This window comes from Pedobacter metabolipauper (assembly GCF_004362715.1).
GTDB lineage: Bacteria > Bacteroidota > Bacteroidia > Sphingobacteriales > Sphingobacteriaceae > Pedobacter > Pedobacter metabolipauper.
The window spans coordinates 1,078,918-1,102,448 of sequence record NZ_SNYC01000004.1 but is presented as its reverse complement, the minus strand read 5'-3'; the positions used below and the strand labels follow the sequence as shown (position 1 = coordinate 1,102,448).

Annotated in this window: 21 protein-coding genes; 5 read left to right on the top strand and 16 right to left on the bottom strand. The window is 38.9% G+C overall.

Annotation, left to right across the window (positions count from 1 at the left end; translation table 11 throughout):
- Window positions 1–56: 56 nt before the first annotated feature.
- The 3 genes from ATK78_RS11405 (at window position 57) to ATK78_RS11395 (ending at window position 1,322) form a co-directional block, all read left to right on the top strand.
- Window positions 57–347: a helix-turn-helix domain-containing protein gene (locus ATK78_RS11405; protein WP_243732502.1), complete on the top strand. Its 291-nt coding sequence runs from the start codon at window positions 57–59 to the stop codon at window positions 345–347.
- A 2-nt stretch (window positions 348–349) separates the two neighbouring features.
- Window positions 350–649 carry a helix-turn-helix domain-containing protein gene (locus ATK78_RS11400; RefSeq protein WP_133576201.1) on the top strand — a complete coding sequence of 100 codons (300 nt, stop codon included), beginning with the start codon at window positions 350–352 and terminating at the stop codon, window positions 647–649.
- A gap of 274 nt (window positions 650–923) precedes the next feature.
- The gene (locus tag ATK78_RS11395) at window positions 924–1,322 is read left to right on the top strand and encodes an ANTAR domain-containing protein (protein WP_133576200.1); all 399 of its coding nucleotides are present in this window, start codon (window positions 924–926) and stop codon (window positions 1,320–1,322) included.
- 85 nt (window positions 1,323–1,407) lie between these two features.
- Here ATK78_RS11395 and ATK78_RS11390 read toward each other — a convergent pair whose 3' ends face one another.
- The 15 genes from ATK78_RS11390 to ATK78_RS11315 form a co-directional block, all read right to left on the bottom strand.
- Complete coding sequence (locus ATK78_RS11390) at window positions 1,408–4,743, bottom strand: sacsin N-terminal ATP-binding-like domain-containing protein (protein WP_133576199.1); 3,336 nt, start codon at window positions 4,741–4,743, stop codon at window positions 1,408–1,410.
- A gap of 386 nt (window positions 4,744–5,129) precedes the next feature.
- On the bottom strand, window positions 5,130–5,936 hold the full coding sequence (locus ATK78_RS11385; RefSeq protein WP_133576198.1) for a PRTRC system ThiF family protein: 807 nt from the start codon (window positions 5,934–5,936) through the stop codon (window positions 5,130–5,132).
- The gene (locus tag ATK78_RS11380; protein WP_133576197.1) at window positions 5,936–6,655 is read right to left on the bottom strand and encodes a PRTRC system protein B; all 720 of its coding nucleotides are present in this window, start codon (window positions 6,653–6,655) and stop codon (window positions 5,936–5,938) included. Before ATK78_RS11380 ends, ATK78_RS11385 begins: the two co-directional genes overlap by 1 nt.
- The gene (locus ATK78_RS11375; protein ID WP_133576196.1) at window positions 6,652–7,818 is read right to left on the bottom strand and encodes a hypothetical protein; all 1,167 of its coding nucleotides are present in this window, start codon (window positions 7,816–7,818) and stop codon (window positions 6,652–6,654) included. Before ATK78_RS11375 ends, ATK78_RS11380 begins: the two co-directional genes overlap by 4 nt.
- 17 nt (window positions 7,819–7,835) lie before the next feature.
- Window positions 7,836–8,054, bottom strand: a complete 219-nt coding sequence (locus ATK78_RS11370; protein WP_133576195.1) for a PRTRC system protein C — start codon at window positions 8,052–8,054, stop codon at window positions 7,836–7,838.
- 17 nt (window positions 8,055–8,071) lie between these two features.
- On the bottom strand, window positions 8,072–8,677 hold the full coding sequence (locus ATK78_RS11365) for a PRTRC system protein E (protein WP_133576194.1): 606 nt from the start codon (window positions 8,675–8,677) through the stop codon (window positions 8,072–8,074).
- 210 nt (window positions 8,678–8,887) lie between these two features.
- Window positions 8,888–9,094, bottom strand: a complete 207-nt coding sequence (locus ATK78_RS11355) for a DNA-binding protein (RefSeq protein ID WP_133576192.1) — start codon at window positions 9,092–9,094, stop codon at window positions 8,888–8,890.
- A 54-nt stretch (window positions 9,095–9,148) separates the two neighbouring features.
- On the bottom strand, window positions 9,149–10,222 hold the full coding sequence (locus tag ATK78_RS11350; protein ID WP_133576191.1) for a DUF932 domain-containing protein: 1,074 nt from the start codon (window positions 10,220–10,222) through the stop codon (window positions 9,149–9,151).
- Window positions 10,223–10,265: 43 nt separating this feature from the next.
- Entirely contained in the window at window positions 10,266–10,643 is a 378-nt protein-coding gene (locus ATK78_RS11345) for a single-stranded DNA-binding protein (RefSeq protein WP_050378389.1), read from the bottom strand.
- Window positions 10,644–11,319: 676 nt separating this feature from the next.
- Window positions 11,320–12,333, bottom strand: a complete 1,014-nt coding sequence (locus ATK78_RS11340) for a hypothetical protein (protein ID WP_133576190.1) — start codon at window positions 12,331–12,333, stop codon at window positions 11,320–11,322.
- A gap of 122 nt (window positions 12,334–12,455) precedes the next feature.
- Window positions 12,456–13,721: a site-specific integrase gene (locus ATK78_RS11335; RefSeq protein WP_133576189.1), complete on the bottom strand. Its 1,266-nt coding sequence runs from the start codon at window positions 13,719–13,721 to the stop codon at window positions 12,456–12,458.
- Between the two features lie 283 nt (window positions 13,722–14,004).
- Window positions 14,005–14,538, bottom strand: coding sequence for an ORF6N domain-containing protein (locus ATK78_RS11330; protein WP_243732501.1), 534 nt, complete (start codon window positions 14,536–14,538; stop codon window positions 14,005–14,007).
- Window positions 14,539–14,734: 196 nt separating this feature from the next.
- Window positions 14,735–16,072 (bottom strand): OmpA family protein, encoded by a 1,338-nt coding sequence (locus ATK78_RS11325; RefSeq protein WP_133576188.1) that lies wholly within the window; start codon window positions 16,070–16,072, stop codon window positions 14,735–14,737.
- A 116-nt stretch (window positions 16,073–16,188) separates the two neighbouring features.
- A complete protein-coding gene (ggt, locus tag ATK78_RS11320) occupies window positions 16,189–17,904 on the bottom strand; it encodes a gamma-glutamyltransferase (protein ID WP_133576187.1) in 1,716 nt (571 codons plus the stop codon).
- Window positions 17,882–19,654, bottom strand: a complete 1,773-nt coding sequence (locus ATK78_RS11315) for an AMP-dependent synthetase/ligase (protein ID WP_133576186.1) — start codon at window positions 19,652–19,654, stop codon at window positions 17,882–17,884. Before ATK78_RS11315 ends, ggt begins: the two co-directional genes overlap by 23 nt.
- A 235-nt stretch (window positions 19,655–19,889) precedes the next feature.
- Between ATK78_RS11315 and ATK78_RS11310 the strand changes: the two genes are divergently transcribed.
- Window positions 19,890–20,357, top strand: a complete 468-nt coding sequence (locus ATK78_RS11310) for a hypothetical protein (RefSeq protein WP_133576185.1) — start codon at window positions 19,890–19,892, stop codon at window positions 20,355–20,357.
- Window positions 20,358–20,489: 132 nt separating this feature from the next.
- On the opposite strand, the gene ATK78_RS11305 is transcribed toward ATK78_RS11310, so the two are convergent.
- Window positions 20,490–22,274, bottom strand: a complete 1,785-nt coding sequence (locus ATK78_RS11305; protein WP_243732500.1) for a M61 family metallopeptidase — start codon at window positions 22,272–22,274, stop codon at window positions 20,490–20,492.
- A gap of 169 nt (window positions 22,275–22,443) precedes the next feature.
- Between ATK78_RS11305 and ATK78_RS11300 the strand changes: the two genes are divergently transcribed.
- Window positions 22,444–23,523: an efflux RND transporter periplasmic adaptor subunit gene (locus tag ATK78_RS11300; RefSeq protein WP_133576184.1), complete on the top strand. Its 1,080-nt coding sequence runs from the start codon at window positions 22,444–22,446 to the stop codon at window positions 23,521–23,523.
- Window positions 23,524–23,531: the final 8 nt, after the last annotated feature.

Sequence of the window (23,531 nt, the reverse complement as noted above, 5' to 3'; positions counted from 1 at the left end):
CCAACACTGCATTAAGCGTCTTTAATTTAGACTTCCACAGAAAAATTGAGCAGATTATGGAAGTTATCGCAATACAAAAATCCGCATTGGACGGAATGAAAAATGAGTTGAAGGAACTTTTGGAAATGACCGAAAACGCAACGAAAAAATACACACCGATTTTCAAAGAAGAAAAGTGGCTCGATAACCAGGAAGTGTGCCTGATGATGAATATTACCAAACGGACTTTGCAGACCTATAAGGACAAAGAGCTTCTGCCATATTCCAAACTGAACCGCAAGAATTATTATAAACTTTCGGATGTGCAGGCTTTGCTCGAAGCCGGACAACCCTACAAATACCAATGACAATGGATTTACTGACGAATGAAGCTGAAGAATTAATAGAACAACAGCAAATGATAATGCAGTTGAGAAATCGAGTTGAAGAAATATTGAAAAACTATCGTCCTGTAATGAATGGAGAAATATACTTGTCGGGCGAAAATGTGTGTAGGCTGCTACATATCAGCAAAAGGACTTTACAGCAATATCGTGATGATAATATCCTGCCATTTATACAAATTGGGGGTAAGATAATTTATAAAGAAAGTGATATTCTAACCGTCTTGGAACAAAATTATGTGACTAATCATAGGCAATGCTTGTAATTAATTTTGTTTTGACTATGTTTCTATCGGAACGACTTTAGTATCTTTGCTATGTAAAATATAGAAATCTTAAAGTGTTTTTACTTTAAGTCCCACATTGAAAACTGGTAATTTTTAGACAACGGGACAATAAGGAAGAACGCTCATGCCATAGGCGTGGGCGCTCGCTTATTCGTTGTCGGGTATACCAGTACCTCAATGTGCGGTAAGTGTAGTTGCCTGCGCTTTCTTTTTTTGTGCAGGAAGCTCCATTAACTCAAAATCTGACAATATTATGGAAACTTGTACATCACAACAAAAAATCACTCTCGCATTTATCAACGATAAAAGCCCTATTTTAGATTTGATTTGCAATGACCTCATTGCTTCAGGAATTGAAGTGTTATCTCGTTTTGAAAGCATTGATGACGGACTATCGAAATTGTTTTCATTAAATGAACTTCCCGAAGCTTGCATCATTGACCTAGATTTTTACGATAACCATATCCTGAAGCAATTTCAAAAATTAAAAAGACAATATCCCACCATAAAACTGATTGCCCATAGTGATATTGATGACGAAAAAGTTGGGAAAGATCTTTTAGATATTGGTTTTTCGAGCTATTTATTGGTTGGTAGCGATGCGGATGATTTTAGAAAAGCCATTGACAAGGCTAAGGCTGCCAATGGCTGAAAAATATTTTAGTTTAAGAGCAGCAAATTCCTCATGGGTGTATATAACCAAACTCTACAGCAGGCAAGTTCTGTAAAGATTGTATTTAATTTGTTGTTCCCTTAAAAATAAGTTTAACAAAAGCTTCGATAGTGGTATGTTCTGATATCCATATTTCAGAATTGACATTAAACCGTATATTCTGATCTTCAATGTTGACCGAAATGCCATCTTTTCCACTATTGAGATTGCCTTTTCTTATTTCTACTTCATTATAGTCGGGATAAATTTTGTTTATCCTGTGGCCTATATTACTTATTACTTTGGCGTGTAGTCTTAGGTATTCAATATCGGGGTCAGTCCCATTAAGAGGAACTACGACCAATGCGTAGTTATCTTTTTCTTCTGTTGCTTTTTGTGCTTGTAAGGGTGTCATGGCTGCATGTTCTTTTCCGGTAGCTTTAAGTTCTATCAACCAATTATTGATTTTGAAACCTTCACGCTCTCTATTTGCATTGACAAGATCAGATGATTCCTCCGTAAGTATATAATCACTACCAAAAGGTCTTCGCTCTATATTTAGGGAAGCTCCCTTAGCCCGTAGATTATCTATGTACTCTTTAAAAAGTATTTCGATTAATTTGCCTATAGATTGGTTTCTACCGATGAGTTTTCTCTCATTCAGTCTTCTTTCATATTCTTTCTTTATTCCTGGATCACTAAAAATCTCCTGTACCAATTCTGGATCTGCATCACTTGTGATCATATTGGTTATGGCCTTATCCCAGCTTAATCGAAGTTCATCTGAAGGAAGAGTGTTGCGTATTAGATCAGATACACCGACACCCAATTTATTCAGAAAGCTCTGTTGTCTGGCACCACGTATAGTCTTTATCAATCCCTCATCATTCTTTAGAAGTTCGGAGAGATTTTTTGAAGAAGGGGTTTCACTGACAAATTTTGCTTCGCTTCCTTCACTTTGTGTCTTTACATTGATCCAGTTTAGATTTCGGGCACGGTATACCCAAAGACTTTGTCTCAAATAGATAGGATTCTCTAATCCTTCTAGTATGATTTCCTGTTTATCCTCATCAAACAGTCTGTCCTTGTCTACTGCTTCTGTCAGCATAAATTTAAGTCGTTCTAGACTTGACTTCTGTGTTGTGTTACGGCTATATATATGTCCATCAGATGCAGTTAGATAGGCGAAATCTAAAAAGGAAACTTCAAATTTGTATTTAAGCTGTCCGTCCGCATCCCTCAGTAAATTTAGGTCATTTTCATGGACAAGAAGATGCTCTAACAACTTAACCGTGGCATTCTCAGTTTTTATGACTATTGGAGTCAAATGTACAAACCCATTGTTGCTTAGATAAACATAATCGTGAGTTTCTAAAAAAGTATTGTATATCTCATTAAGACAATCTTTATCTCTGATGAGATTGGCATACAGTGGAAATTCGGCTTCAAAGTAAGCTTTGGGAGTCAACAAAAGATGGTCTGTCTTTGGGAAATGGTCATATCCAAAACTTTCCTCATTCTTTTTATTTGCTCCTGTCAATACTTTAAGGTCTTTAACAATATCTTTATTTTCTTTTACAATAAGCCATTTCAGGAATCTCGCACTTGCTTCTTGGTTTTTTACATGTGCTAAATCTGTTTCCGTCAAATCATTTAATTCTGATTTCAGCTCAGATATCGCATTCTGGATCGAAAATCGCTCTACACTACTGATGCTGAATTCAGTGATCTGTCTCGAAAATAAATGTCTCCCAAAGTTCAGTTCAATTAAATCAGAAATAGCAACAAGTTCGTCATCTTTAGATATATCCCAACTCATACCTTCGGCTTTTCTAAAAATATCTCTTTGGTTGAGTGATATATTGTTACCCAGTGGAAACTGTCCCTTTATTTTAACTACCAAAGGATAAAATCTGTTCAACCAAATGTGACCTTTTATATTCAACGAATCATCAAGTTCAGAAAGAGACTCTTTTTTTTCAATTGTCTCAATGAGTTCATTCATGCCCCAGACAAAATCGAGATCATAAGTATTCTCTACATTCTGCTTGATGATTGCAATTTTTTCAGCTACTCTAATCCAATCAAAAAGCTCCACGTGTAATGGAATTCGAAGGTCTTTGATTTCTGAAAGAAGGTTCCATAACTCTGTAATGTGTTCTTTTTTATCGGAGAAGGATATTGTCAGATCCTTCAGTCTGCTGTATTTTTCATCTACATCGTTATAACGTATAAACTCTTCAGACGCTAGAAGCTCGATAGCTTTGTCCTTGACAGCAGTGAACCATTCGTGATCTATCCACTTAAGGTCTTTGGAGAGATCAAAGCTGAATAACTCATATAAACCTTTTATGTTTTTGCTTTTGAAGAGATTGGCAAAGGATAGCATACTTTTGGTTAATGCTTTGTTTATGATTTCTTTATTGGAAGACTCACTTCCGTCTTCGGATATTTTTTTCAAGTAAATACCATCTCTTTCAACACGAGGGTCAAAATTAGTTGAATTGATAATGAGCGGTATTCCAATTTCTTCAGTTCCAATAAGTGGGAACGTGTAATATAATCGAGGGTAATTGGATGTTAGTGGAAAAATAAATTCTTTATTTTTCTGTAATTCTGTAATTATGCAGGCTTCAAATTTGTCATCTTTTTGAATGTACGCCTTTAAGCTGACACATTCAACACTATCCACAACAGTACTGATCTGCCATTCTACAATGCCTACTTCCTCGTGTGTATCGAGTAGAACTTTTGAGAAAGTTTTGATAGTTCCGCTCTCAATTACCGTAACAGATTCTATCTGTTCATTAAAGAGCTGTGTAATAGGGATAAGCTCATCAAGGCAAAGGAGGCCTATTTTTGCAGTTTCCTTTCCATTGGAATCTAGCTCATAAGTGAATAATGTCTGAAATTCGCCTGTGTCGAGATAGCTTTCTTCCCGGATTGAATCGTCGAACTCTTTATTTGATTCTAATTGTAATCTATAAAAATGATCGTTATCTGTAGCATCACGATTTAACAGAAAACTAAAACAACCCTGATTTTCCATAAGTTTTCCAGTGATGCGTACCCTTTTTGAGAGAAGATAAGTAGTCATAAAACCTGTTCCAAATCTACCAGTTTTACCTTCTTTATTACTCTTCGATGACCCTTGTATAATTAGACTCAGAATATCGTCAAGTTCGAATGGATTTCCAGTATGCGAAAAAGAAATCTGTTTATCAGTTATCTCTATCTTAACCCTGATACTTTGATTTTCTTCAATAGAATCTTTTGCATTTTGGAGTAGCTCCCAGAACCAGCGCTTTTCATATTCTTCTCTTTCTTCTTCCCTTGCCTGGATATCTCTATATACACTATCCGCATGTCTAATCTCTGCAATTTCTTTACGCCTTTGTTGTACAAATTCTTTTTCAATCATTTATAGTCTATTCTTAATTTGGATTATTATAATTCAGCTATTTTTTACCAATCATCAATGGCTCTTTTCGATGGATTTAAGATCGTTGACTGTTATCAAATTTAATAAAATAAAACCTTGCTTTAACAGATATTAAAACCATAACTAACAAGCGACGTTCTTTTGCTTCTTTTCTTTGGTCGCAGTCTGGAAAGAAAAGAAGTTGGTTTAAACAAAAAATGGGATAAAGAATATCCCACGCAATAATGTCGCAACCTGTTTGGTAAAATGTAAGGAAAGGGAATATGCGGGCGGTTCATTTTAGCAAAGTGGTTGCACCTTTCAAAAGCAAAAAGGCGTTTCCGACCGAAGTGAGGAATTGCATTTTTGCCCGCCGATTTCGATATTTAAGCGACTTTTATCGGTTGGGTGCGAAAATCTTTTAGATTGTGAAAAAATCCTTTGTATTCAGTCATTCCCCTGCGGAACAAGTTCCACAATAAGGAGCAACCCATTTGGGTCAATGATGAATTGATAAACAAATCCTGGTGTTCCAATGCTTCGGCAAGTGAGCAACTTGGCGTGTTGTCTTCTTGTTCGGATTGCTTCAGCAATTCGCCAAATTCATCGGTAACAAATGGCAGGCTTGCCACCGGTTCGTACTTTTCAGAATTGGGTTGCTTTATCTCTCCGATGGTTGAAAGTATCACTTGTCCTGTATCTTGGCTGTTGCCAAAGTCCAACCAATATTTTGGCTCATCTTGGTAGTGTCTGCGGTAGCTTATTTCTTTAAGGATTTCAGCAACGCCAAACCTCGCCTGTACATTATCCACGCACGTAATAGTAATGATTGCCCTTGCTTCTTCGGGCAATCTGCCGAACTTATCCTTTTCAAATTTTACTGTTTTGGCTTTCCAATTTGTACCTGCCCAACGGTTGCAACGATTGATCAAAGCAACGGATTTGTATAATCCTGTTTCACTTTCTGCAAAACGCTGTCTGCCCAAATTGGCACTCGTGATAACATCATCATCCCAAAGGCGGACTTGCAACCCTGCGTGTCCCAACGCTATCAAACTTTCGTTAATTTCCATTAAGGCAGTCAATACTTTTGAGCCTGTGCCACCTGCTCCGATAAGGTTTACCGAAATCGGATTGGTTGGATTGAGCAGATAATTATCGGTAAAATGAACTGCTGTTTTTGGTGTGTTCATCACAATAAATTTTTAAGGGTTTTGTTGTTCTTTTTTAATACTTCTTTCGGAAAGGGTTTATCCGTATTGATAAGGTCTTTCCAAAGGGTTACAATATTTTTTTTCGTTAAGTTTTCGCATAAGGAATGGCTGAAATAGGAATTGAAAAAATAATGTTCCCACGCCTGTATAAATTCCTCAACCGAAGCCGAATTTTTAATATCAATACTAACAGTACCCATACATACATTGCCTTTTTCGTAGATATTAAAGAAAGGTGCATAATGCAATGGCGTTTTCTCGGTGGGTCTTCTGTCACTTGCTAAAGCAAATACCGAAAGGCTGTTTTTATTGGCAAACCAAAGCATTGGCGGTACTTGTGCCTTGCCATTGGAAATACCTAAACTATCCACAAAATATAGCTGTCTTTGCTGTGCTTTGGTGTACCATAGTACCGTGCCTTTTTCGCTCGGATTGATATGCAGAATATTGGTTGGTAAAATCCCTTTTGGCTTTAAAAATGCTTTACTCTTTTCTTCATCGGTCTTTAAAGCCTTTGCCAATATATTGGCTTCTTTTACCGTCAATGGGTGGGCATTGATAGGTGTTCCGTTGCTGTCCATATCAAAATGCTCCACATACACATCAGTATTTGTGCCAATGGTTTCGTAAAAAACTAAAGCAGATTTCGGATGGTACAATGTGCCAAAATTTTCGGTGATGTCGTTTACGATGTTCATTTTTCTGTTGTTTTATAGTCGTCTAATATTGTGCAGAGGTCATCCAATAAGGTAAACAAGCGGTTCTCAAAATCAAGATTTGTTGTTGGTATTTCACTTACGTCAAATCGCTTGGAAATGGTTGGTTCTTCCATTGCTCCGTACTCGTTAAATTCATTGTTGATGGTATCGGAAAGGCTTCCGTATAACCAACCTTTGGTATCTGCAATAAATGAAATGTACTTTTCCATTCCGATTGCTTCGTTTTCGTAATCATCATCGTAAGGGTCTTCTTCGGATATTGGTGCGTTTCGGAAAATGCTTGCATTCGGATATTCAGTAAAAAGGGCAAATGCATTGCAAGACACCTTATGGCATTCCCTATCGAACATATCAGCACTTTTAAATCGGTTCAAACGCTGTTCAAATACCTTTAGATTGATACGGTTAAATAGCTTTTGTTCTATTTTATCGCCAATGTATTCAGCATTTCTCAACTCCCTTTTATAAGCTTCGGTTTCGTCAGTTTCCTCGTCCTGTTCTACCCAATCTTTGTGCATTTCATATTGCCAATACAGATAGCTGTCTTCTTGTCTGTAATACGGCACATCGGCAATATGGTACAGATAACTACATACTGATATTAAAAGCTGTGCAGTCCTTTTACGCTTCGGGTCTTTGAGCATTTTAAAAAGCGGTACAATAGGAATGTAATACAAGGTTGTACCTGTATTGTATCGTTCCTCACTTGTGAAGTAGGTTTTCTTACTGTCCTGTACCAATTTGAAACTATCCCAATTGATATTGGTACGTTTTACTTTGGTTTCCATATCCCACATAGCCAATGTTATATTGTATGGAAACTCAAAATCCTTGGTCTGCATTGGTTCAATGCTGTAATGCTCGGCAAGTTTGGAAAGGGACTTGTAAAAATCCCTCTCCGTTTTCTGACAAGCCTGTACGGATTGTGCTGTTTTCAGTTTTGGCAGAAACGTACACATTAGAATACCATTGGTAGCATTGCTATTGGTACGGATTTCTGCTTGTCTTTCTGCACTTGGTTTGCATCTTTTGGTCTTTGTAGCCAATTGGTGAACTCGTCCAACTGTCGGTGCAATTGCCGTTGTCGTTTCTGTTCGGGCAGTCTGATAGTTCCCGATAGGATGTTGCGTTGCATAATTCATCGTTTTATAATTTTGGTTTAACCTTTAGTGCCCATTACACTCTCAAATTTGTATTCTACTGCATTATCTTTAATTTGCGGTGCAGATGCTTTTGCTGTTGTCAAAATCGGGTACATATTGGCGTAAAAATTCATTACTGCTTCCACGCTCCAACGTGGTTCGGGGTCGGTCAGTCTGATGTCCTGTCCTTTATCTTTGAGTATAAACACTCGCTCTAATTGGGTTGCTAATAACATATTGCTCGTTTTAATTATTAATACTGTTCTTCTTCGTCCGCTTCATCAATAGGATAATCGCCAGTAACTGCTTCCTCTGGCGGTTCGGGTGTTGCTTCTTCCATTGCTCCGAAAAGGCTCGGTGTGGCAAACTTGTCGGATAATGATGTTTTGCGTTTGCGTATCTCGTCCGCTTTTTCGGGAAACTCCGTCATATCGGGTACTTTCATCCACGCTTCACGGAATTTGCCCTCTTTCTCCAACTCGTCAGCCTTTGCCATAGCATCTTTAAACTTCTTGTCTTTGGCTTCTTTTTCTTTTTTCTCTTTTTCGGTTTTTTCTTTCTCGATTGCGGACTGTTTTTTAACCTCTTCCAATTGCTTTAAGAATTTTTCCATATCCACCATTAAGCCCGATACTTTTTGTATAGGTGTTGTTATCTGTTCAAAAAATCCCTCGTCAAACTCTTGGGGGGTGGCGTTAAATGTCAATGGGGGAATACCGTTTTTGGCACTATCTCCGCATTGTTCGTTGTTAAGCAATACCGTTACAATTAGGTTGCTTTCTATTCCTTTTGAAATGTTCAGTTGTAATACTCCTGTAAAGTCCAACTGCTGTATTTGATTGAAAAAATTTGTGTTCATCGTTCTAAAATTTTAATTGTTGAAGATTGCTTTCTGATTACTGTCAGTTTCTTGTACATATCTAGCCAATAGGCTTTTTGTCTTTTGTCGAACTCCGAAAAACTTTTGTCTTCGTGGCTGTATTCTTTGTATTGCCTAGCCATTTTAATGGCTTCTTTAAGGTTTGTTATCTCAATAGGACAACCATTCAAATCTGTTACTTGCATAGCTTTATGAATGTGATTTTTCAGCGGTATAAACTCCATTTTCATAGTAACCAAATAGCTGTTCCCAAAGCCGTATCAAGCTATTTGTATCTATATAAAAAAATTCCGTTCTATTGCAGTAAATGATATATATAGCTTCGTCTTTGTATTTCGTTTCAAGGCTTTGTGATTTGGCTAAACTTTTCGCTTCCTCTATTGATTTTGCTTTCATATCTTTTGTTTTATAGTAGGCTACCACCGTTTAAGGCGATAGCCTATGGTTATTTCAATTAAAGTTTAGGATTTCCACACCGTCCAAAGCAAATGCAGTACACAATTCAAATGCTTTCTGTGATTTCAGTTGGGCAGTACCACCCAATACAATGCTCTGCAATTTGGCTTCGTCATCTTTGTAATTTCTTACGTTCTGATAGTAGCCTGTAACAGCGTTATATGCTCCGAACAACGTACCTTTGGTAGTGTCCATTTGCTGTGTATCACTTATCATAGCGTAGGCAAAAGCATCATCAACGGTGTTTTTGAACACGGTGGAAATTTCATCTTCCGCACCTTTTTTAATTAGGTCAAGCGTTTCTTTATTTGGACAAAGTGCCAACTGTATTAGCTTTCTTACCTCTCGATCTGTTACCTTTACTTTTGTCCATTCGTTAAAAATACCCTCTAACTGATTGCTTAATGTATTTGCCAATCCCATAATCTTGTGAGCGTTCTCAATACGTTGTTTTGCTCCCGAAGTGTGCTTGATGCGGACTACATTGGTCATACTCCTTAACGAAGCATTCAACGTGTTTTGACATACAATCCTGATAGGCGTAAATGCGGCTGTAATACTTCCGCTACCATCGTGCGAAGTGGTTAGGAAAATGTACTTTTCCGTAACATCATCGCCATTGCCTACACGGATATAGTCGGGCAATTTGGCTGTGATAAAAATGCGTTCTCCGTTACCTAATGCTCCTGCTGTTTCATAGAGAATGCCCTCACCACCGCCTACAATAGCATCAAAGAAATTAAATGCTTCACGGTTTTGTACTATGTGGTAATCCTTGCCGACTACTCCCAATACTGCATTGTTATCGCTACGGATATTGGCAAAATAGTTAGGTACTTCTAATTCGCTACTGCCTATCTCTATGCCATTAGCTGTTTCGATAATGCCCGAACCTTTGGTAAATAGTGGGGATTTTACGACTTCGTAATCTAACCCTGCGTGTTGAATTGCTTCCTCGCTTGTCGGGTATTGCTCCACGATTTGCCCCAAGTTGTGCCACGCTTTTTGCTGAACGCTAAAAAATGAATAACGTCCTGTTCTCTCGTTGAAATTGATATTATGTGCCATAATGCTTAAAAATTTGATATTAAAAATGATTGAATAGTTGTTGTTAAAATGGGAGGTCGTCTTCTGTTTTGTTATTTTTTGCACCTGTAGTAGCTTGTGCCGTTTCCGATTTTTTGCTACCTCCGTGTAATTTTATGTTTGATGTATGGAAATTTAGTCCTGCTCTTGCCTCTCCGTCATTGCCTGTCCACGCTCTTGTACTTACTCTTCCCGCTAGTTCCACCAATGTGCCTTTTGTAAGTAGCTTGGCTACATTCGGGGTTATCCAATAGGAGCAGTCGAAATAGGTTGTTTGCTCAATGCGTTCGCCTTGTTTGTTACGGTAGCTGTCGTTGGTCGCTACTGAAAAATTTACTACTTGTTTGTCCTGTGACGTTGTGCGTACTTCCGCATCTCTTGTCAGTCTTCCTGTAATGTTCATGATTTCTACTTTTTTGTGTTATTAATTTTGTTCTTGTTTTTTCCCTTGATTTATTCGGCAATGAGAGGAGGTGCTGAAGTTTCGTTTCACTCTTTTGCCATTTCCAATGCTGTATTTTTTCATTTCTGACATTTTTTTTATTCGTCTAAAGAGCCGGAGTATGCTTTGTTTCGTTTCACGAGCATAAAAAGGTTAGTGTTTAGCAGGAACAAGGTTTTGTCAAAAAATACGACCCGACTGGGTGGAGATTTTTTTGCAAACCAAGAGGGCACGACCTTGTTCCTGCGTTAAGAACACGGAAATACCTTTGCTCTTGAAATGGAACAAAACAGCATACCGGTTTTTGAATAAAAAATCATGTGGAAGCACGTGAAAAAGGCATTGAGGAAATGGCCTTGTGATTACAAAACCTGCAATTACATTTTGCAGAATTTATAAATATGGGTTTTTAGAATCTTAAAGTATTGTGGCTATTGTAGCCACGTAGACGATACTAAAAAATATTTGTTGAGGGATAAGATTGGGTAGTTTTTCTGGATGGTTTATTAAGACATCCTGCCAAAGCTTTTTATTGCGTTGGATTGCACTGGAGGAATAAATGTGCTTTGAAGATTAGTATAGGCTAAAAAAAACCGAGGATTATTTACCTCGGCTATCTGTATAATGATATGTGCAATTATTTGGTGACATTGAAAAGTTTAGCCATATAAGCTACGGTAAATTCAAAAACCTGCTGTTTTGAGTATTTAATTAAGTTATTGTCATCACCATTGATAAGACTCTGGATATACCTTTCTTTTTGTAGCACCGGAGCGTCGACACCAAATAGCTTTCTCCAGAACATATCAAACATATCTCGGTAGTATTGAATTGTTTTCTTAACCTTTTCATTGACGATTACCGTATTGAGAAAAACCTTTCTTTCTGCATTGTTAAATATTTTAAAAGCAAAAGATTCTTCGTTAATGTTTATAGCAGAGACAAAAGTTTCTTGTTCATTTAGTCCATGGAAAGGTAGAAATTTTATTGCTTCTTCATTCTCGTAAACCTGTATAACAAAATCATTCATGAAGACAATAAAAGGGTTTTTATCATCAGTAAATCCAATGTAGTTTTCTGTATATATCGCGTTTCCTCCAAGAGTTTGGAGATATGTCACCGAAAGGGGGATGGATGTGTCACCATTTTTTTGGAGGATACTGTGACGTAACTTCTCCTTAAACTCAGGTGAAAACGCCAAAATATCTTCACAGACTGCACTTCTGTACAACTGTATGTGAAAGAAGTTACGAATTGTAACAACATCAGCTTCGCTCACTATTTTGAGACCTGAAAGATCTGCTTGTCGGAAATGTGGTAGTATGTTTTGAATAAATGGTGTTTCAATATCTGTAAACAGGTTTTCGCAATCACTACAAAATACGTAATCCACTGAAAACGGAATGGATTTCGCATTTTCAATTTCTTCCTCCGTTGGTTTTCTTCCAATTGTAGTCTCGAGGGTCAGCTCATCAAGACGTTGGAAATTAAAGTCTATAAATGGATTGGTATTATCCAGAGCAAAATATAATCCTTTCTCGCGTTCATTACTACCTTCTAAGTTAAGACAGGTGCGGATAATTGCATCAGTAAGATAGTGAGTATTCTTTTTGTTTGCTTCGCGTTCAAGACACAGTTTACATAAAGACATAGTTTTTTTGTTTAAAGAATTGTTGTAAGTAAATTTAAAAAAAAGAATTTTATTAAAACTACCCAGCTTCTCGAAACAAACAAAGCAGGAAATCATCCTGCTTTGTTTAGTAAGCAATAATTCTAAACGAGAACTTCTTTCTCCATTTCTGCAAATGATGCTTCCATTCCAGCAAATTTATGCGATACCAAATCCATATCTTTACTTATTTTCTGGCTTGTAATTTTAGCATAAATCTGTGTGGTAGAAATATTTTTATGCCCCATCATTTTACTAAGGCTTTCAAGTGGTACGCCTTCAGTCAAAAACATTGTTCCAAATGTGTGTCTTGCGGTGTGAAAGGTTACTTTTTGTTCGGTAACAATCCCTAATTCCTGAATAAGTTTGTCTATATAACTGTTGCAAACTTTGTTAGTAGGAACGGGAAAAATAAAATCATTTCGGGTAGCACTTCTATATTTTTCAATGATTCTTTTAGGAATTTCCATCAGTCTTACATTAGAAGCAACATCAGATTTTTGTCTTCGGCTTATAATCCAGTCATGACCATCAAAAAAGGACTGTATGTTGGTGTTTTTAAGTTGTTTGATATCTATGTACGATAAGCCCGTAAAACAGCTAAATACAAAAAGATCCTTTACAAGTTCATAATAGTTTTTTGAAGGGCAATGCATTAAAAGAGCTTCGACATGTTCCTTTAGCAAGTAACTGCGATCATTTTCCTTCATGGAGATTTCATAATCTTCAAAAGGATTTTTCCTGATAAGACCGTTTTTGACAGCTATTTCCGCAACACGATAGAGTGGCATCGTATATACCCAAACAGTATTATGTGTGCACTTTTTGTCTATTCTAAGGAAGAAATCAAACTCTCTGATAAAATCACACGTCAATTCCCTGAACGCCATGTCATCACGATGATACCTGCTTTTGATAAATTCAGCAACGTGGTTATAGACAATTTTGTACTTGTAGTAGGTACTTTCGGAGCGTTCTCCTTGTATTACCATTTTCCCAAAATCGTCATTGTTCTTCTTAAAGACTTTCAGCAAGGAATCTTCCATAACACCAACACCGAGAAATGCAAGTTTCAGCTTTTGTGCCGTTACAAAACCCTCGTGTTTCAGCATATCTTCATAAAGGGTATCGATACGTGCCCGTATATTATCCAATTTTTGGTTAATACCTAGTGCTTTTGCACTCTTGCCTTCAACTCTTCCATACTTTAAATCCCAATTATTTGGGTTGATTTCTAACTTTGTTCCCAAAGTCTTAGGTGTTCCATCAATAGTAATACGTGCCATAATCGGGGCATTACCGTTCTTTTTCGGCTCGTTCTTTTTTAAGTAGAAAAGTAGCTTGAACGTGGATTTTTTTGTCTGCTCCATAACTCAAATGTTTAATGTTTAAAATTAAATTACATTGAGTTACAAGGGAATATGAAAAATAGCGCAAAACACTGAAATATAATCTGTTACATCTTTAATTACCTTTGCTAATCGGTAACGAATTAGTAACCTATCTTTGTATTTTTAAGACCAAAACCTATCGGACACCGAGTTCCAAACTAAGACTACTGTTTTATAAAGCATTGTATATAAACGGTTTTAACCATTTTGCTTATTTTTGCTTTCTACTAATCTTTTTAGTATAAAAAAAGACCTCCAACAATTATTTCCCTTTTCGCTTATACCCGATCTCCTCACGTGGTATATGCTCTTTTTCAATGAATTGCCGAAGGTGATTAAAGAGCTGTTCTATTTTCTGATCCTGGTTCATAAGCTGCTTTTCAACTTGCTCGACACGTATAAATACATCTTTATGGGCAATGAGCATTTCCCGGATCCTGGTATAGATCCGGATGATCTGAATGTTTACATGAATGGCCCTTTCGCTATTCAAAACACAAGACAGCATGGTGAGCCCCTGCTCGGTAAAGCAGAAAGGCTTATAACGCAATCCCTGTTTATCATTTTTGGAGGTCACATTCTGTGACCTCCAATCATTAAACTCTTCGCTACTCATCTCAAACATAAAATCTTCAGGAAAACGCAGACGGTTTCTTCTAACGGCCTGCTTCAGTACCTTCGTTTCAACGCCATATAATACGGCAAGATCTCTGTCTAACATTACCTTTTGATCACGGATCTTATAGATCTTGTTCATTACGATCTCATCCGGCACTGTAGTTTTTAATTGACTCATCGCTGTAAGTTTATTAAGATAATCATATACACTGGTGACTATTTATGTCTTTTTTTAAATAAACTTTAGTTCTGCTAATTATACAATTATAATTAACCAGGCAGGAAAGTAATTTCACCTTAGCATTTGGTCCCTACGCAAAGAAGCCTGCCTGTAAATAAATACAGGCAGGCTTCCAATATGAAATCCGTTTAGACTAGTATAAAGTAAATTCTACTCTTCTGTTTTTCTGACGGCCAACTGCAGTTTTGTTTGTAGCGATTGGCTGAGTTTCACCATAACCTGTTGCTTCGATACGTGAAGGATTTGCACCCTGAAAAACCAGGTATGCTTTTACAGATTCAGCTCTGTCTTTAGACAATCTCATATTCAATTCATCAGAACCGGTATCATCTGTATGACCTGCTAATTTAAGGCTGAAGTTTTTCTCTACTAAAAGCGCAGCAACACGGTTTAAAGACGCATTAGATTTAGCTCTGATGGTTGCTTTACCCAAATCAAATTCCAGGTTTTTAATCGCATCAGCAACAACTTTACGATCTGACTCTGTGATGATCACACTTTCTTTAATGATAGGAGCTGGAACCTTTAACGGACAACCTGCGCCATCTACAACAGTTCCTGCCGGAGTACCCGGGCATTTATCTAATTTATCAGCAACACCATCACCATCTGTATCTTTTAAAAGATCATTAAGTTCAGTTCTTAGTTTCGCATTATCCACTTTCTGTGCATCAAGATCACTTTGAAGTGCTTCGGCAGCGCGTTTAGCTGCTACAGCTTCATCATAGGTTAGCGCAACAGGATTATGCCATGCCAATTGTTTTTCTCCTTTACCCAAAGCGAATTCTAAACCAGCATAGCCGTAGGTATATTTATCGTTGCCATTGCGGTAAACACCATCCAGGTTATCACCATCAACAAAATTAACTGTTCCGCCAAGATCGAAGTTGATCTTATCAGAAAGTTTAAATTTAACACCTAAACCAACAGGGATGATTAATTCACTGATGCTTTTTCCGCCTGCATAATCTGTTAAAGCACCGCTTGTGCTTCCGGTTTCAACTTTATAGCCAGCTAAACCAGCACCAGCAGAGGCATAAAGCTGTACTGCATTCTCCTTTTTAAACATGTCAATATTAAACAGGTTCACTACCGCATTTAAGCTACCAGAATAAGTTAGTTGTGTTTCAAATGCATTAACCGGGCTCGATATTGTACTGCCACCATCAAACGGCTCTGAATTATCACCGCTTAGCTTACCGCCAACCGCATCTAAACGTAAGGAGAAATACGGGGTGATCTGTTTCTTGATATAAAAGCCATAACCTAAATTGGCTTTCCAGTTTGAAAAATCATTCTTACCGCCCAAAGGGGAAATTGGCGTAAGCACACCAGCATTAAGGCCAATAGACCATGTACTTAGTGAATTCGGGTTAGAGATTTTTACTGCAGTAGTGTCCTGAGCCTGAGCCGCAGCACCAACAAGAAGCGCCGCAGCAAGCGGCAGGCATTTCAATAAATTTTGTTTCATACAAATTTAAGTGTTAAAATAGAATATTCTAATTGCGTTTTCGAGAGTTGAGGCCAAATTACAGTATTTACCCTTCATCAATAATAACCGTAAACGGTTAATTTTGTTTTAAATAGTTACCAACCTAAAGCCTGATCATCGCCGCGCGGATCGGCACCGGCCTGATAATATCCCCACCTGGTTTTTAAGATCGCATCTACACGTCCAATGGACCCGCGAAATTCAACAGGATAACCTTTAGATCTTAATTTCAATACCGTCAGACTATCTATTGCCCCATCTTCTGCAAACACCACATCGGGCAGCCATTGGTGATGAAATTTCTTAGCGGTTACCGCAGCCTGCATACTCTTATCAAATTCAATGACATTTAACAGGGTTTGAAAAACAGAGGTGATGATGGTTGATCCTCCAGGTGTGCCCACAACCATAAATAGCTTACCCTCCTTTTCTACAATTGTTGGCGTCATGGAACTCAGCATTCTTTTACCAGGCACGATGGCATTCGCTTCACCACCCAACAGGCCATACATATTCGGTGATCCCGGTTTAACGGAGAAATCGTCCATTTCGTTATTCAGCAGAAACCCTGCACCCTTTACCACTACACCAGACCCATAAGAGCCGTTGAGCGTTGTGGTTAATGAAACGGCGTTGCCTGCGCGGTCAACAATAGAAAAATGAGTGGTTTCTTCATGCTCAGGTTGTAGCACTCCCTCCTTAATCCGGGCACTTGGCGTAGCTGACGCCCAGCTAAAGCTGCTCATTCTACCTTTTACATATTGGTCGTTCGTTAGCTTAGTAACCGGAACATTATAAAAATCCGGATCACCAAGATAAGCTGCCCGGTCCGCATAAACCCTCCGTTCAGCCTCTACAATTACCTGGATGGTAGAGTCGGAATTAAAGCCCCACCTTTTTAACGGAAAATCGGCTACAGATTTTAACAGCTGCAGCAGCGCAATGCCTCCGCCGGAGGGTGGCGGCATCGTAATAATATGGTATCCTTTATAATAGCCGGTAACCGGTTTACGCCAAATGGCCTGATAATCCTTTAGATCTTCTTTACTGACAATCCCTTTATGGTGTGCCATTTCTGCAACGATACGCTCTGCCACCCAGCCTTCATAAAAACCTGAGCGGCCGTTTTCTTTAATTGCTTCTAAAGTTTTAGCGAGTTCGTTCTGTACCAATAAATCTCCTGCTGCCCAGGTCTCCATTCTCAATAAAGCAGTACCCTCAGGGTTTTGTGCATTAAAGAGCGTTTTAAATTGGTTAAGCTCATCAGCCTGCCTGGCGGTAATTTTAAAACCGTTAGTCGCCAAATCAATTGCAGGCTTTAACAAATCCGCCCACTTTAAGTGTCCATATTTTTGGTGCGCTTCAGCCATCCCGGCAACAGAGCCTGGAATACCGGAAGCCAAACGGCCATATAAACTTTTATCGGTTATAGGGTTTCCTATAGAATCCAGGTACATATCACGGCTTGCCAGGGATGGTGCCTTTTCTCTAAAATCTAAGGTATTGACCTCGCCAGTGGCAGATCGATAAACCATAAAACCACCCCCACCAATATTACCGGCGTTGGGGTAAACTACCGCCAGTGCAAATTGAACAGCAACAGCTGCATCAACTGCATTACCTCCCTTTTTTAGGATCTCAAGACCTACTTTAGATGCAATTGGGCTTGCCGTAACGACCATTCCCTGACGAAATTCATTGCTGTTATTTTTACCAAGCTGCCCGCCAGCACAACCGGCTAGCATGGAACAGCCAATCATGCATACGAATAACGCTAAAGCTGACCAGTTATCCTTTATAGCTTTCGGCATCTGAATAGATTTTTTCAATAACTGCCGCATTCTTTTCGAGGATCACCTTACGTTTCAAACTTAGTTTTGGAGTAAGCTCTCCACCATCAATGCTCCATTGTTTAGGCAATAAAGCAAAGCGCTTTACCTGCTCCCATTTACCAAAATCCTTGCATGTATATTGAACGATCTGATCGAATTTTTCCAATACCTGTGGATCACTGATCATCTGATCATCCGTTGAATAACCAATCCCTTTTTTATGTGCCCAGGCTTTAAGGGCAACAAAGTTCGGAACAATCAGCGCAGCAGGGAATTTCCTGTTTTCACCAAGAACCATCACTTGTTCAACCAAAGTGGTTTCTTTGAATTTATTTTCTAAAATCTGAGGAGCTACGTATTTACCCCCAGCGGTTTTAAAGATCTCTTTCTTACGGTCGGTAATCTTCAAGAATTTTCCTTGTAAAATTTCACCAATATCACCGGTATGGAACCAACCATCCTGATCAATGGTTTCAGCAGTCAGGTCATCACGCAGATAATATCCCTTCATGATCGCATGTCCGCGTGCCAGTACCTCTCCGTCTTCCGCAATCTTAATCTCTACCCCTTCAATAGCTGTACCTACGGTCCCAAACATGGTATTTCCAAAATGGTTGACCGTAATTACCGGCGAGGTTTCTGTAAGGCCATAACCTTCAAAAACAGGCATTCCTGAAGCCCAGAATATTCTGGCCAGTCTCGGGTTGAGTGCAGCACCACCAGAGATGATCACTACAATATTTCCACCCAATGCCTCTTCCCATTTTTTGAATACCAGTTTCCTCGCAACCCCCAGTTTAAACTTATAGAACCATCCGCTTTCAATTTCAAACTTTTCGGCAAGTGCTACCGACCAGAAAAAGATGCCTCTTTTTATTCCGGTAAGGGCTTTGCCTTTTTCCATGATTTTCTCATATACCTTTTCCAGTAACCTTGGAACGGTTGAGAAAGCATTGGGTTTCACAAACTGAATATCGGCAACGATGGTATCAAGGCTCTCCGCATAGTATACCCCGGTATTACAATACATATATAAGTAAACCACCATCCGCTCAAAAATATGTGACAACGGTAAAAAGCTCAGTCCTTTACTGATCCCTTCCGGCAGCAGCACCGCTGAGTTCTCAAAATTCTTGACCAGGTTATCGTGCGTTAACATGACTCCTTTAGGTGTACCTGTAGTACCTGAAGTATAGATTAGTGTTAAAATATCTTCTTTACTTACTTTTTCCCGATATTCATTCAGGTTAATCTCCGGCTGTGCAGCTCCGGCCTGAACAAGTGTTTCCCAGTGATCAGCACCAGCCACTTCATTAAAAGTATAGATCTTCACACCCGGACGGTGTTCATCACAAACAGCTTTCAATTTCTTATAGATCGCTTCATCTGCGGCAAAGACTACAGTGATCTCCGCATTCTCCAGGATAAACTGAATATCATGTTCAGCAAGTGTTGGGTATAAAGGCACCTGGTAAGCACCCAGCTGCATGATTGCAAAATCTGAAATGTTCCATTCCGGCCTGTTGTGAGACATTACCGCAACTCTTGATCCTTTACCTACACCAATGGTAACCAATCCACGGCTTAGCGCATCAGCCGTATCGCAAATCTTTTGGGTACTGTATTTTTTCCATACCCCTTCAATTTTACCGCTTATAAATTCTTCTTTTGGAAAGTTCTCTAAATTGTATTGAAGTAAATCAAATACTCTTGTTATCGTAACAGCCATACTGTGAAGCTTATATTTAAGATTTGGTTAAACAGGCAATTACTTTAATTAAAGCTTTAGCTGCCCGTTTCTCAAACTTAAATAAAATTGTGATGATATGCAATTACACGATATGTCCTAAAATTAAATGTGTGAAAAGCCTTACAATTCTATACCAGACCAATGGCACAATAGTTGTTTGTAAGCATTTTGTAAGCCATTTGGCTTTTTTTACCCATTAAAAACAATAAACATTATGAAAAAACTACTATTTACTTTAATCGGATGTGCGGCATTATTAACAGGCTCAATCAGCACTGCCCAGGCTCAAAACTATAAGACCGCATTGGGTGTACGGATCGATGCCGGAGATGGCTCAACAGGTGTTGGATTTAACGTAAAACATTTCTTTACCCGGAATAATGCGATAGATGGTAACTTAATCTTTTTTGATGGAGATGTAGTTGGATTAGGTGCAGAATATCAGTACAATGCCCCGGTTCAAGGTGTTAGTGGTTTAGACTGGTATTTAGGTGTAGGCCCAAATTTCTTATTCCATGAACACTTTACACAAGTTCAGCTTAGACCCGTTGTTGGTTTAGACCTGAAGGTACCAAATGCACCTATCGACTTTGCTTTTGACTGGCGTCCGATGATCTCACTTAACCATGGTTCAGATGTTACTGCCGGCCGTTTTGGGATCTCTATACGTTATGCATTTTAATTAAACAGCATACAAGTCTGTGGTCTATACTGACAACAGCAGCAATAAAAACAGGGCATCAGGTTTAAACCTGATGCCCTGTTTTTATCATAAAGAATTGCTTTTATGTAAGTTTACACGATAAGGTGTCGGCTATTTTAGCCATTTATTGCGGACTTTTAACTCCGCCTCTGTAGCATCCTCTTTTAGCGTAGCCAATAATTTAATATTTGGATTCGCCTTTAATGCAATTTTAAAGTCTTTCACGATCCCATCTCTCAAAACACGCACAACTACAGATTCTCCAACTTTTTTACCCGTTACAGCTGGGTTACGTTCTAATGCAGAATCAATATAAATTTCATCAACACTCAATACCCGGTCGTTCACATTTAATCCGCCATCCCATGCCGCAGAATTTCTGGAAACGGAAGAAATCATTACTTTTCCTTCTGTAATTTTAGACGCAACACCCAGATAAGGAACACTCTTGCCTTCGTTTTCATTCTTAACCGTTACCCCGGCATAGCCGAAATATTTGGTATAGTCGATCGGGTCTGTTCCATTTACATACACTTTCCAAAACTCAGTAAAGCTGATCCCGCTGATCTTTTCAACCATGGTTTTAAATTCTGCATCTGTATAGCCTCTGCCTAGTTTCTTATAATATTCAGCATACATCGTTTTCATCACATCATCCAGGTTCTTTGCCCCTTTGGTTGCCTGAATAATTTCCAGGTCCATGAGCATGCCAACAATCTCTCCTTTACTGTAATAAGAAATGGTGGTATTGCTTGAATTCTCGTTAGGCCTGTAGCTTTTAATCCAGGCATCGTAACTGGCTTCTGCTACTGTCTGTATCTTAGCACCCGGGGTATTTACTACGCCTGCAACTGCGGTAGCCATAGACTGGATCGTTTGTGCCATCGTATTAAAGCCGGCACGGAACATCAGTTTATTCTCGAAATAGGAAGTAAATCCTTCTGCCACCCATAAATTGGTGGTATAATTTTCATTGTCATAATCAAACGGACCTAAAGCAATGGGACGTAACCGCTTTACATTCCAAAGGTGATGATACTCGTGTGCGACCAGCTCTAAAAAGCCTTTATAGGTTTTCTCATTGGTATAGCCTCTGCGGGATGCACCAAGCACTGTAGAATTCAGGTGTTCTAAACCACCGCCGCCAGTATTAAAGTTATGTACAATAAAGGTGTAGTGTTTATTTGGATTTTCACCGTAGATGGCTGTAGCTTGTTCAACTACCTTAGCCATATCAACTTTTAATCTTTCTTTATCGTAGTTGCCGCCGCCATACATGGCCACTTCATGCTTTACTCCCGATGCCATAAATTCAAAAACGTCCTGGTTGCCCACTTCAATTGGGCTGTCAAACAAGATGTCAAAGTTTGATGCCGTATAGGTGAATTTCTCTCCCGCTACCGGCTCTAAGCCAGTTGAAACCTTTCCCCATCCTTTAAATGGATTTACTTTGACCGTGCTTGGCAAATTTAGCAGACCATCCGGATACATAAAAATACCGGTACTTGATAAAAATGCATGAGACTCATCGATAAATGGCGTACGTACAGATACTTCAAAAGCATACACACGGTACCTGATCTTAATACTTTTTGCTTTGGCAGAATAAACCCGCCAGGTATTTTTTCTGATCTTTTCAACAGGTACTGTTTTGCCTCCGGCAGCAGCCGAAAACCCTTCAACACTTTTAGCAAATTCACGAACAAGATACGAACCCGGTGCCCATACCGGCATCTTTACATCTATATAATCCTTCACCAGCCCGGAGATGTTCATTTCCATCTCTGCATAATGTGCCTGCGGCTCTGTGAAACTCACTTCAAACCCTACTTTAACCTGTGATTTGGCTGATATACTCATAAATAGTATTAATAATCCTGCTGATATCCTTTTCATTCTCCTTCTATTTTAACCGCGGTAAACTTAGATAAAAAAGTTTTTACACAGAAATACCGTATGTACTTTTAACTGGCTAAAGCAGAATGAGCTGTAACATACTTAATACAACTACGCTTGGGCATCATAATTGAATATTTTTGCACGTTAACACTCATAACACAACTGTATGAAACTGAAATATATCATCTATATCCTCATCATTCTAGGGATTGCCTATTTAATTTATTATCGAATATCTGCCAATAAAAAATTGGAAAATGCTGGCGGCGGTGCCCCGAAAGGTGCTGCTGGCGGAGCCAAAGGAGGGCTTCAGGTTGACGGGATTGTAATTAAAGCCGCTGATTTTACGAACGGACTTGAAGTAACCGGAACCATTGAAGCCAATGAATCTGTTTCATTGCGTTCTGAAGTTTCCGGCCTGGTAACCAGCATTAATTTTAAGGAGGGTTCCAATGTTACCAAAGGAAGCTTACTGGTAAAGATCAACGACCGCGATATACAGGCACAGCTGCAGGATGCATTAACCCAGCAGCGTTTATCTGAGACGAATGAAAACCGTTCCAGGCAGCTGCTAGCGAAAGGTGCAATAAGCCAGGAAGAATACGATACTTCCCTGGCATCCTTCCAATCTCTAAAAGCACAGTCACAGCTGATTCGCGCACAGCTGGCCAGAACCTCTATCTATGCACCATTTAGCGGAAAAATTGGTCTTCGTTCAATCTCCGTTGGCGAATATTTAACACCGGCAACAATGATTGCCAATTTATCCAGTATCAATCCGCTGAAGCTCAGTTTCTCCGTTCCTGAAAGATATATAGGCCAGATAAAAATGGGTTCTGATATTACCTTTACTACAGATGGTTCTCCTAAAACATACAGCGGAAAAGTCTTTGCCCTTGAACCGGGTATCAATACCCAGACCCGCACCCTGCAGATCAAAGCACTGGTACCTAACCCCAATAGTGAATTACTTCCGGGCTCTTTTGCCAATATAAAACTCTCTCTAACCACGATGAAGGATGCGATATTGATCCCTAATGAAGCCATCATTCCTGTTTTGGAAGGAAAAACGGTATTCATTAGTAAAAATGGAAAAGCACAGCAAGTCCCCGTTGAAGCAGGCACACGTACAGATGCAAACATTGTAATCATCTCCGGTCTGAAAGCAGGTGATACCGTATTAACAACAGGAGCCATGTCATTAAAAAAAGATGCAGCCGTAAAAGTAACTGTGGTTAAAAACTAAACAGCATT

Coding starts and splice junctions, on each gene's coding strand:
- ATK78_RS11380 (WP_133576197.1), bottom strand. CDS start 6,655: ATGAACATCGTAAACGACATCACCGAAAATTTTGGCACATTGTACCAT.
- ATK78_RS11355 (WP_133576192.1), bottom strand. CDS start 9,094: ATGAAAGCAAAATCAATAGAGGAAGCGAAAAGTTTAGCCAAATCACAA.
- ATK78_RS11395 (WP_133576200.1), top strand. CDS start 924: ATGGAAACTTGTACATCACAACAAAAAATCACTCTCGCATTTATCAAC.
- ATK78_RS11330 (WP_243732501.1), bottom strand. CDS start 14,538: ATGAGTCAATTAAAAACTACAGTGCCGGATGAGATCGTAATGAACAAG.
- ATK78_RS11350 (WP_133576191.1), bottom strand. CDS start 10,222: ATGGCACATAATATCAATTTCAACGAGAGAACAGGACGTTATTCATTT.
- ATK78_RS11340 (WP_133576190.1), bottom strand. CDS start 12,333: ATGTCTTTATGTAAACTGTGTCTTGAACGCGAAGCAAACAAAAAGAAT.
- ATK78_RS11385 (WP_133576198.1), bottom strand. CDS start 5,936: ATGAACACACCAAAAACAGCAGTTCATTTTACCGATAATTATCTGCTC.
- ATK78_RS11305 (WP_243732500.1), bottom strand. CDS start 22,274: ATGAAAAGGATATCAGCAGGATTATTAATACTATTTATGAGTATATCA.
- ATK78_RS11325 (WP_133576188.1), bottom strand. CDS start 16,072: ATGAAACAAAATTTATTGAAATGCCTGCCGCTTGCTGCGGCGCTTCTT.
- ATK78_RS11390 (WP_133576199.1), bottom strand. CDS start 4,743: ATGATTGAAAAAGAATTTGTACAACAAAGGCGTAAAGAAATTGCAGAG.
- ATK78_RS11310 (WP_133576185.1), top strand. CDS start 19,890: ATGAAAAAACTACTATTTACTTTAATCGGATGTGCGGCATTATTAACA.
- ATK78_RS11345 (WP_050378389.1), bottom strand. CDS start 10,643: ATGAACATTACAGGAAGACTGACAAGAGATGCGGAAGTACGCACAACG.
- ATK78_RS11370 (WP_133576195.1), bottom strand. CDS start 8,054: ATGTTATTAGCAACCCAATTAGAGCGAGTGTTTATACTCAAAGATAAA.
- ATK78_RS11365 (WP_133576194.1), bottom strand. CDS start 8,677: ATGAACACAAATTTTTTCAATCAAATACAGCAGTTGGACTTTACAGGA.
- ATK78_RS11300 (WP_133576184.1), top strand. CDS start 22,444: ATGAAACTGAAATATATCATCTATATCCTCATCATTCTAGGGATTGCC.
- ATK78_RS11335 (WP_133576189.1), bottom strand. CDS start 13,721: ATGGAGCAGACAAAAAAATCCACGTTCAAGCTACTTTTCTACTTAAAA.
- ATK78_RS11405 (WP_243732502.1), top strand. CDS start 57: ATGGAAGTTATCGCAATACAAAAATCCGCATTGGACGGAATGAAAAAT.
- ATK78_RS11400 (WP_133576201.1), top strand. CDS start 350: ATGGATTTACTGACGAATGAAGCTGAAGAATTAATAGAACAACAGCAA.
- ATK78_RS11375 (WP_133576196.1), bottom strand. CDS start 7,818: ATGAATTATGCAACGCAACATCCTATCGGGAACTATCAGACTGCCCGA.
- ATK78_RS11315 (WP_133576186.1), bottom strand. CDS start 19,654: ATGGCTGTTACGATAACAAGAGTATTTGATTTACTTCAATACAATTTA.
- ggt (WP_133576187.1), bottom strand. CDS start 17,904: ATGCCGAAAGCTATAAAGGATAACTGGTCAGCTTTAGCGTTATTCGTA.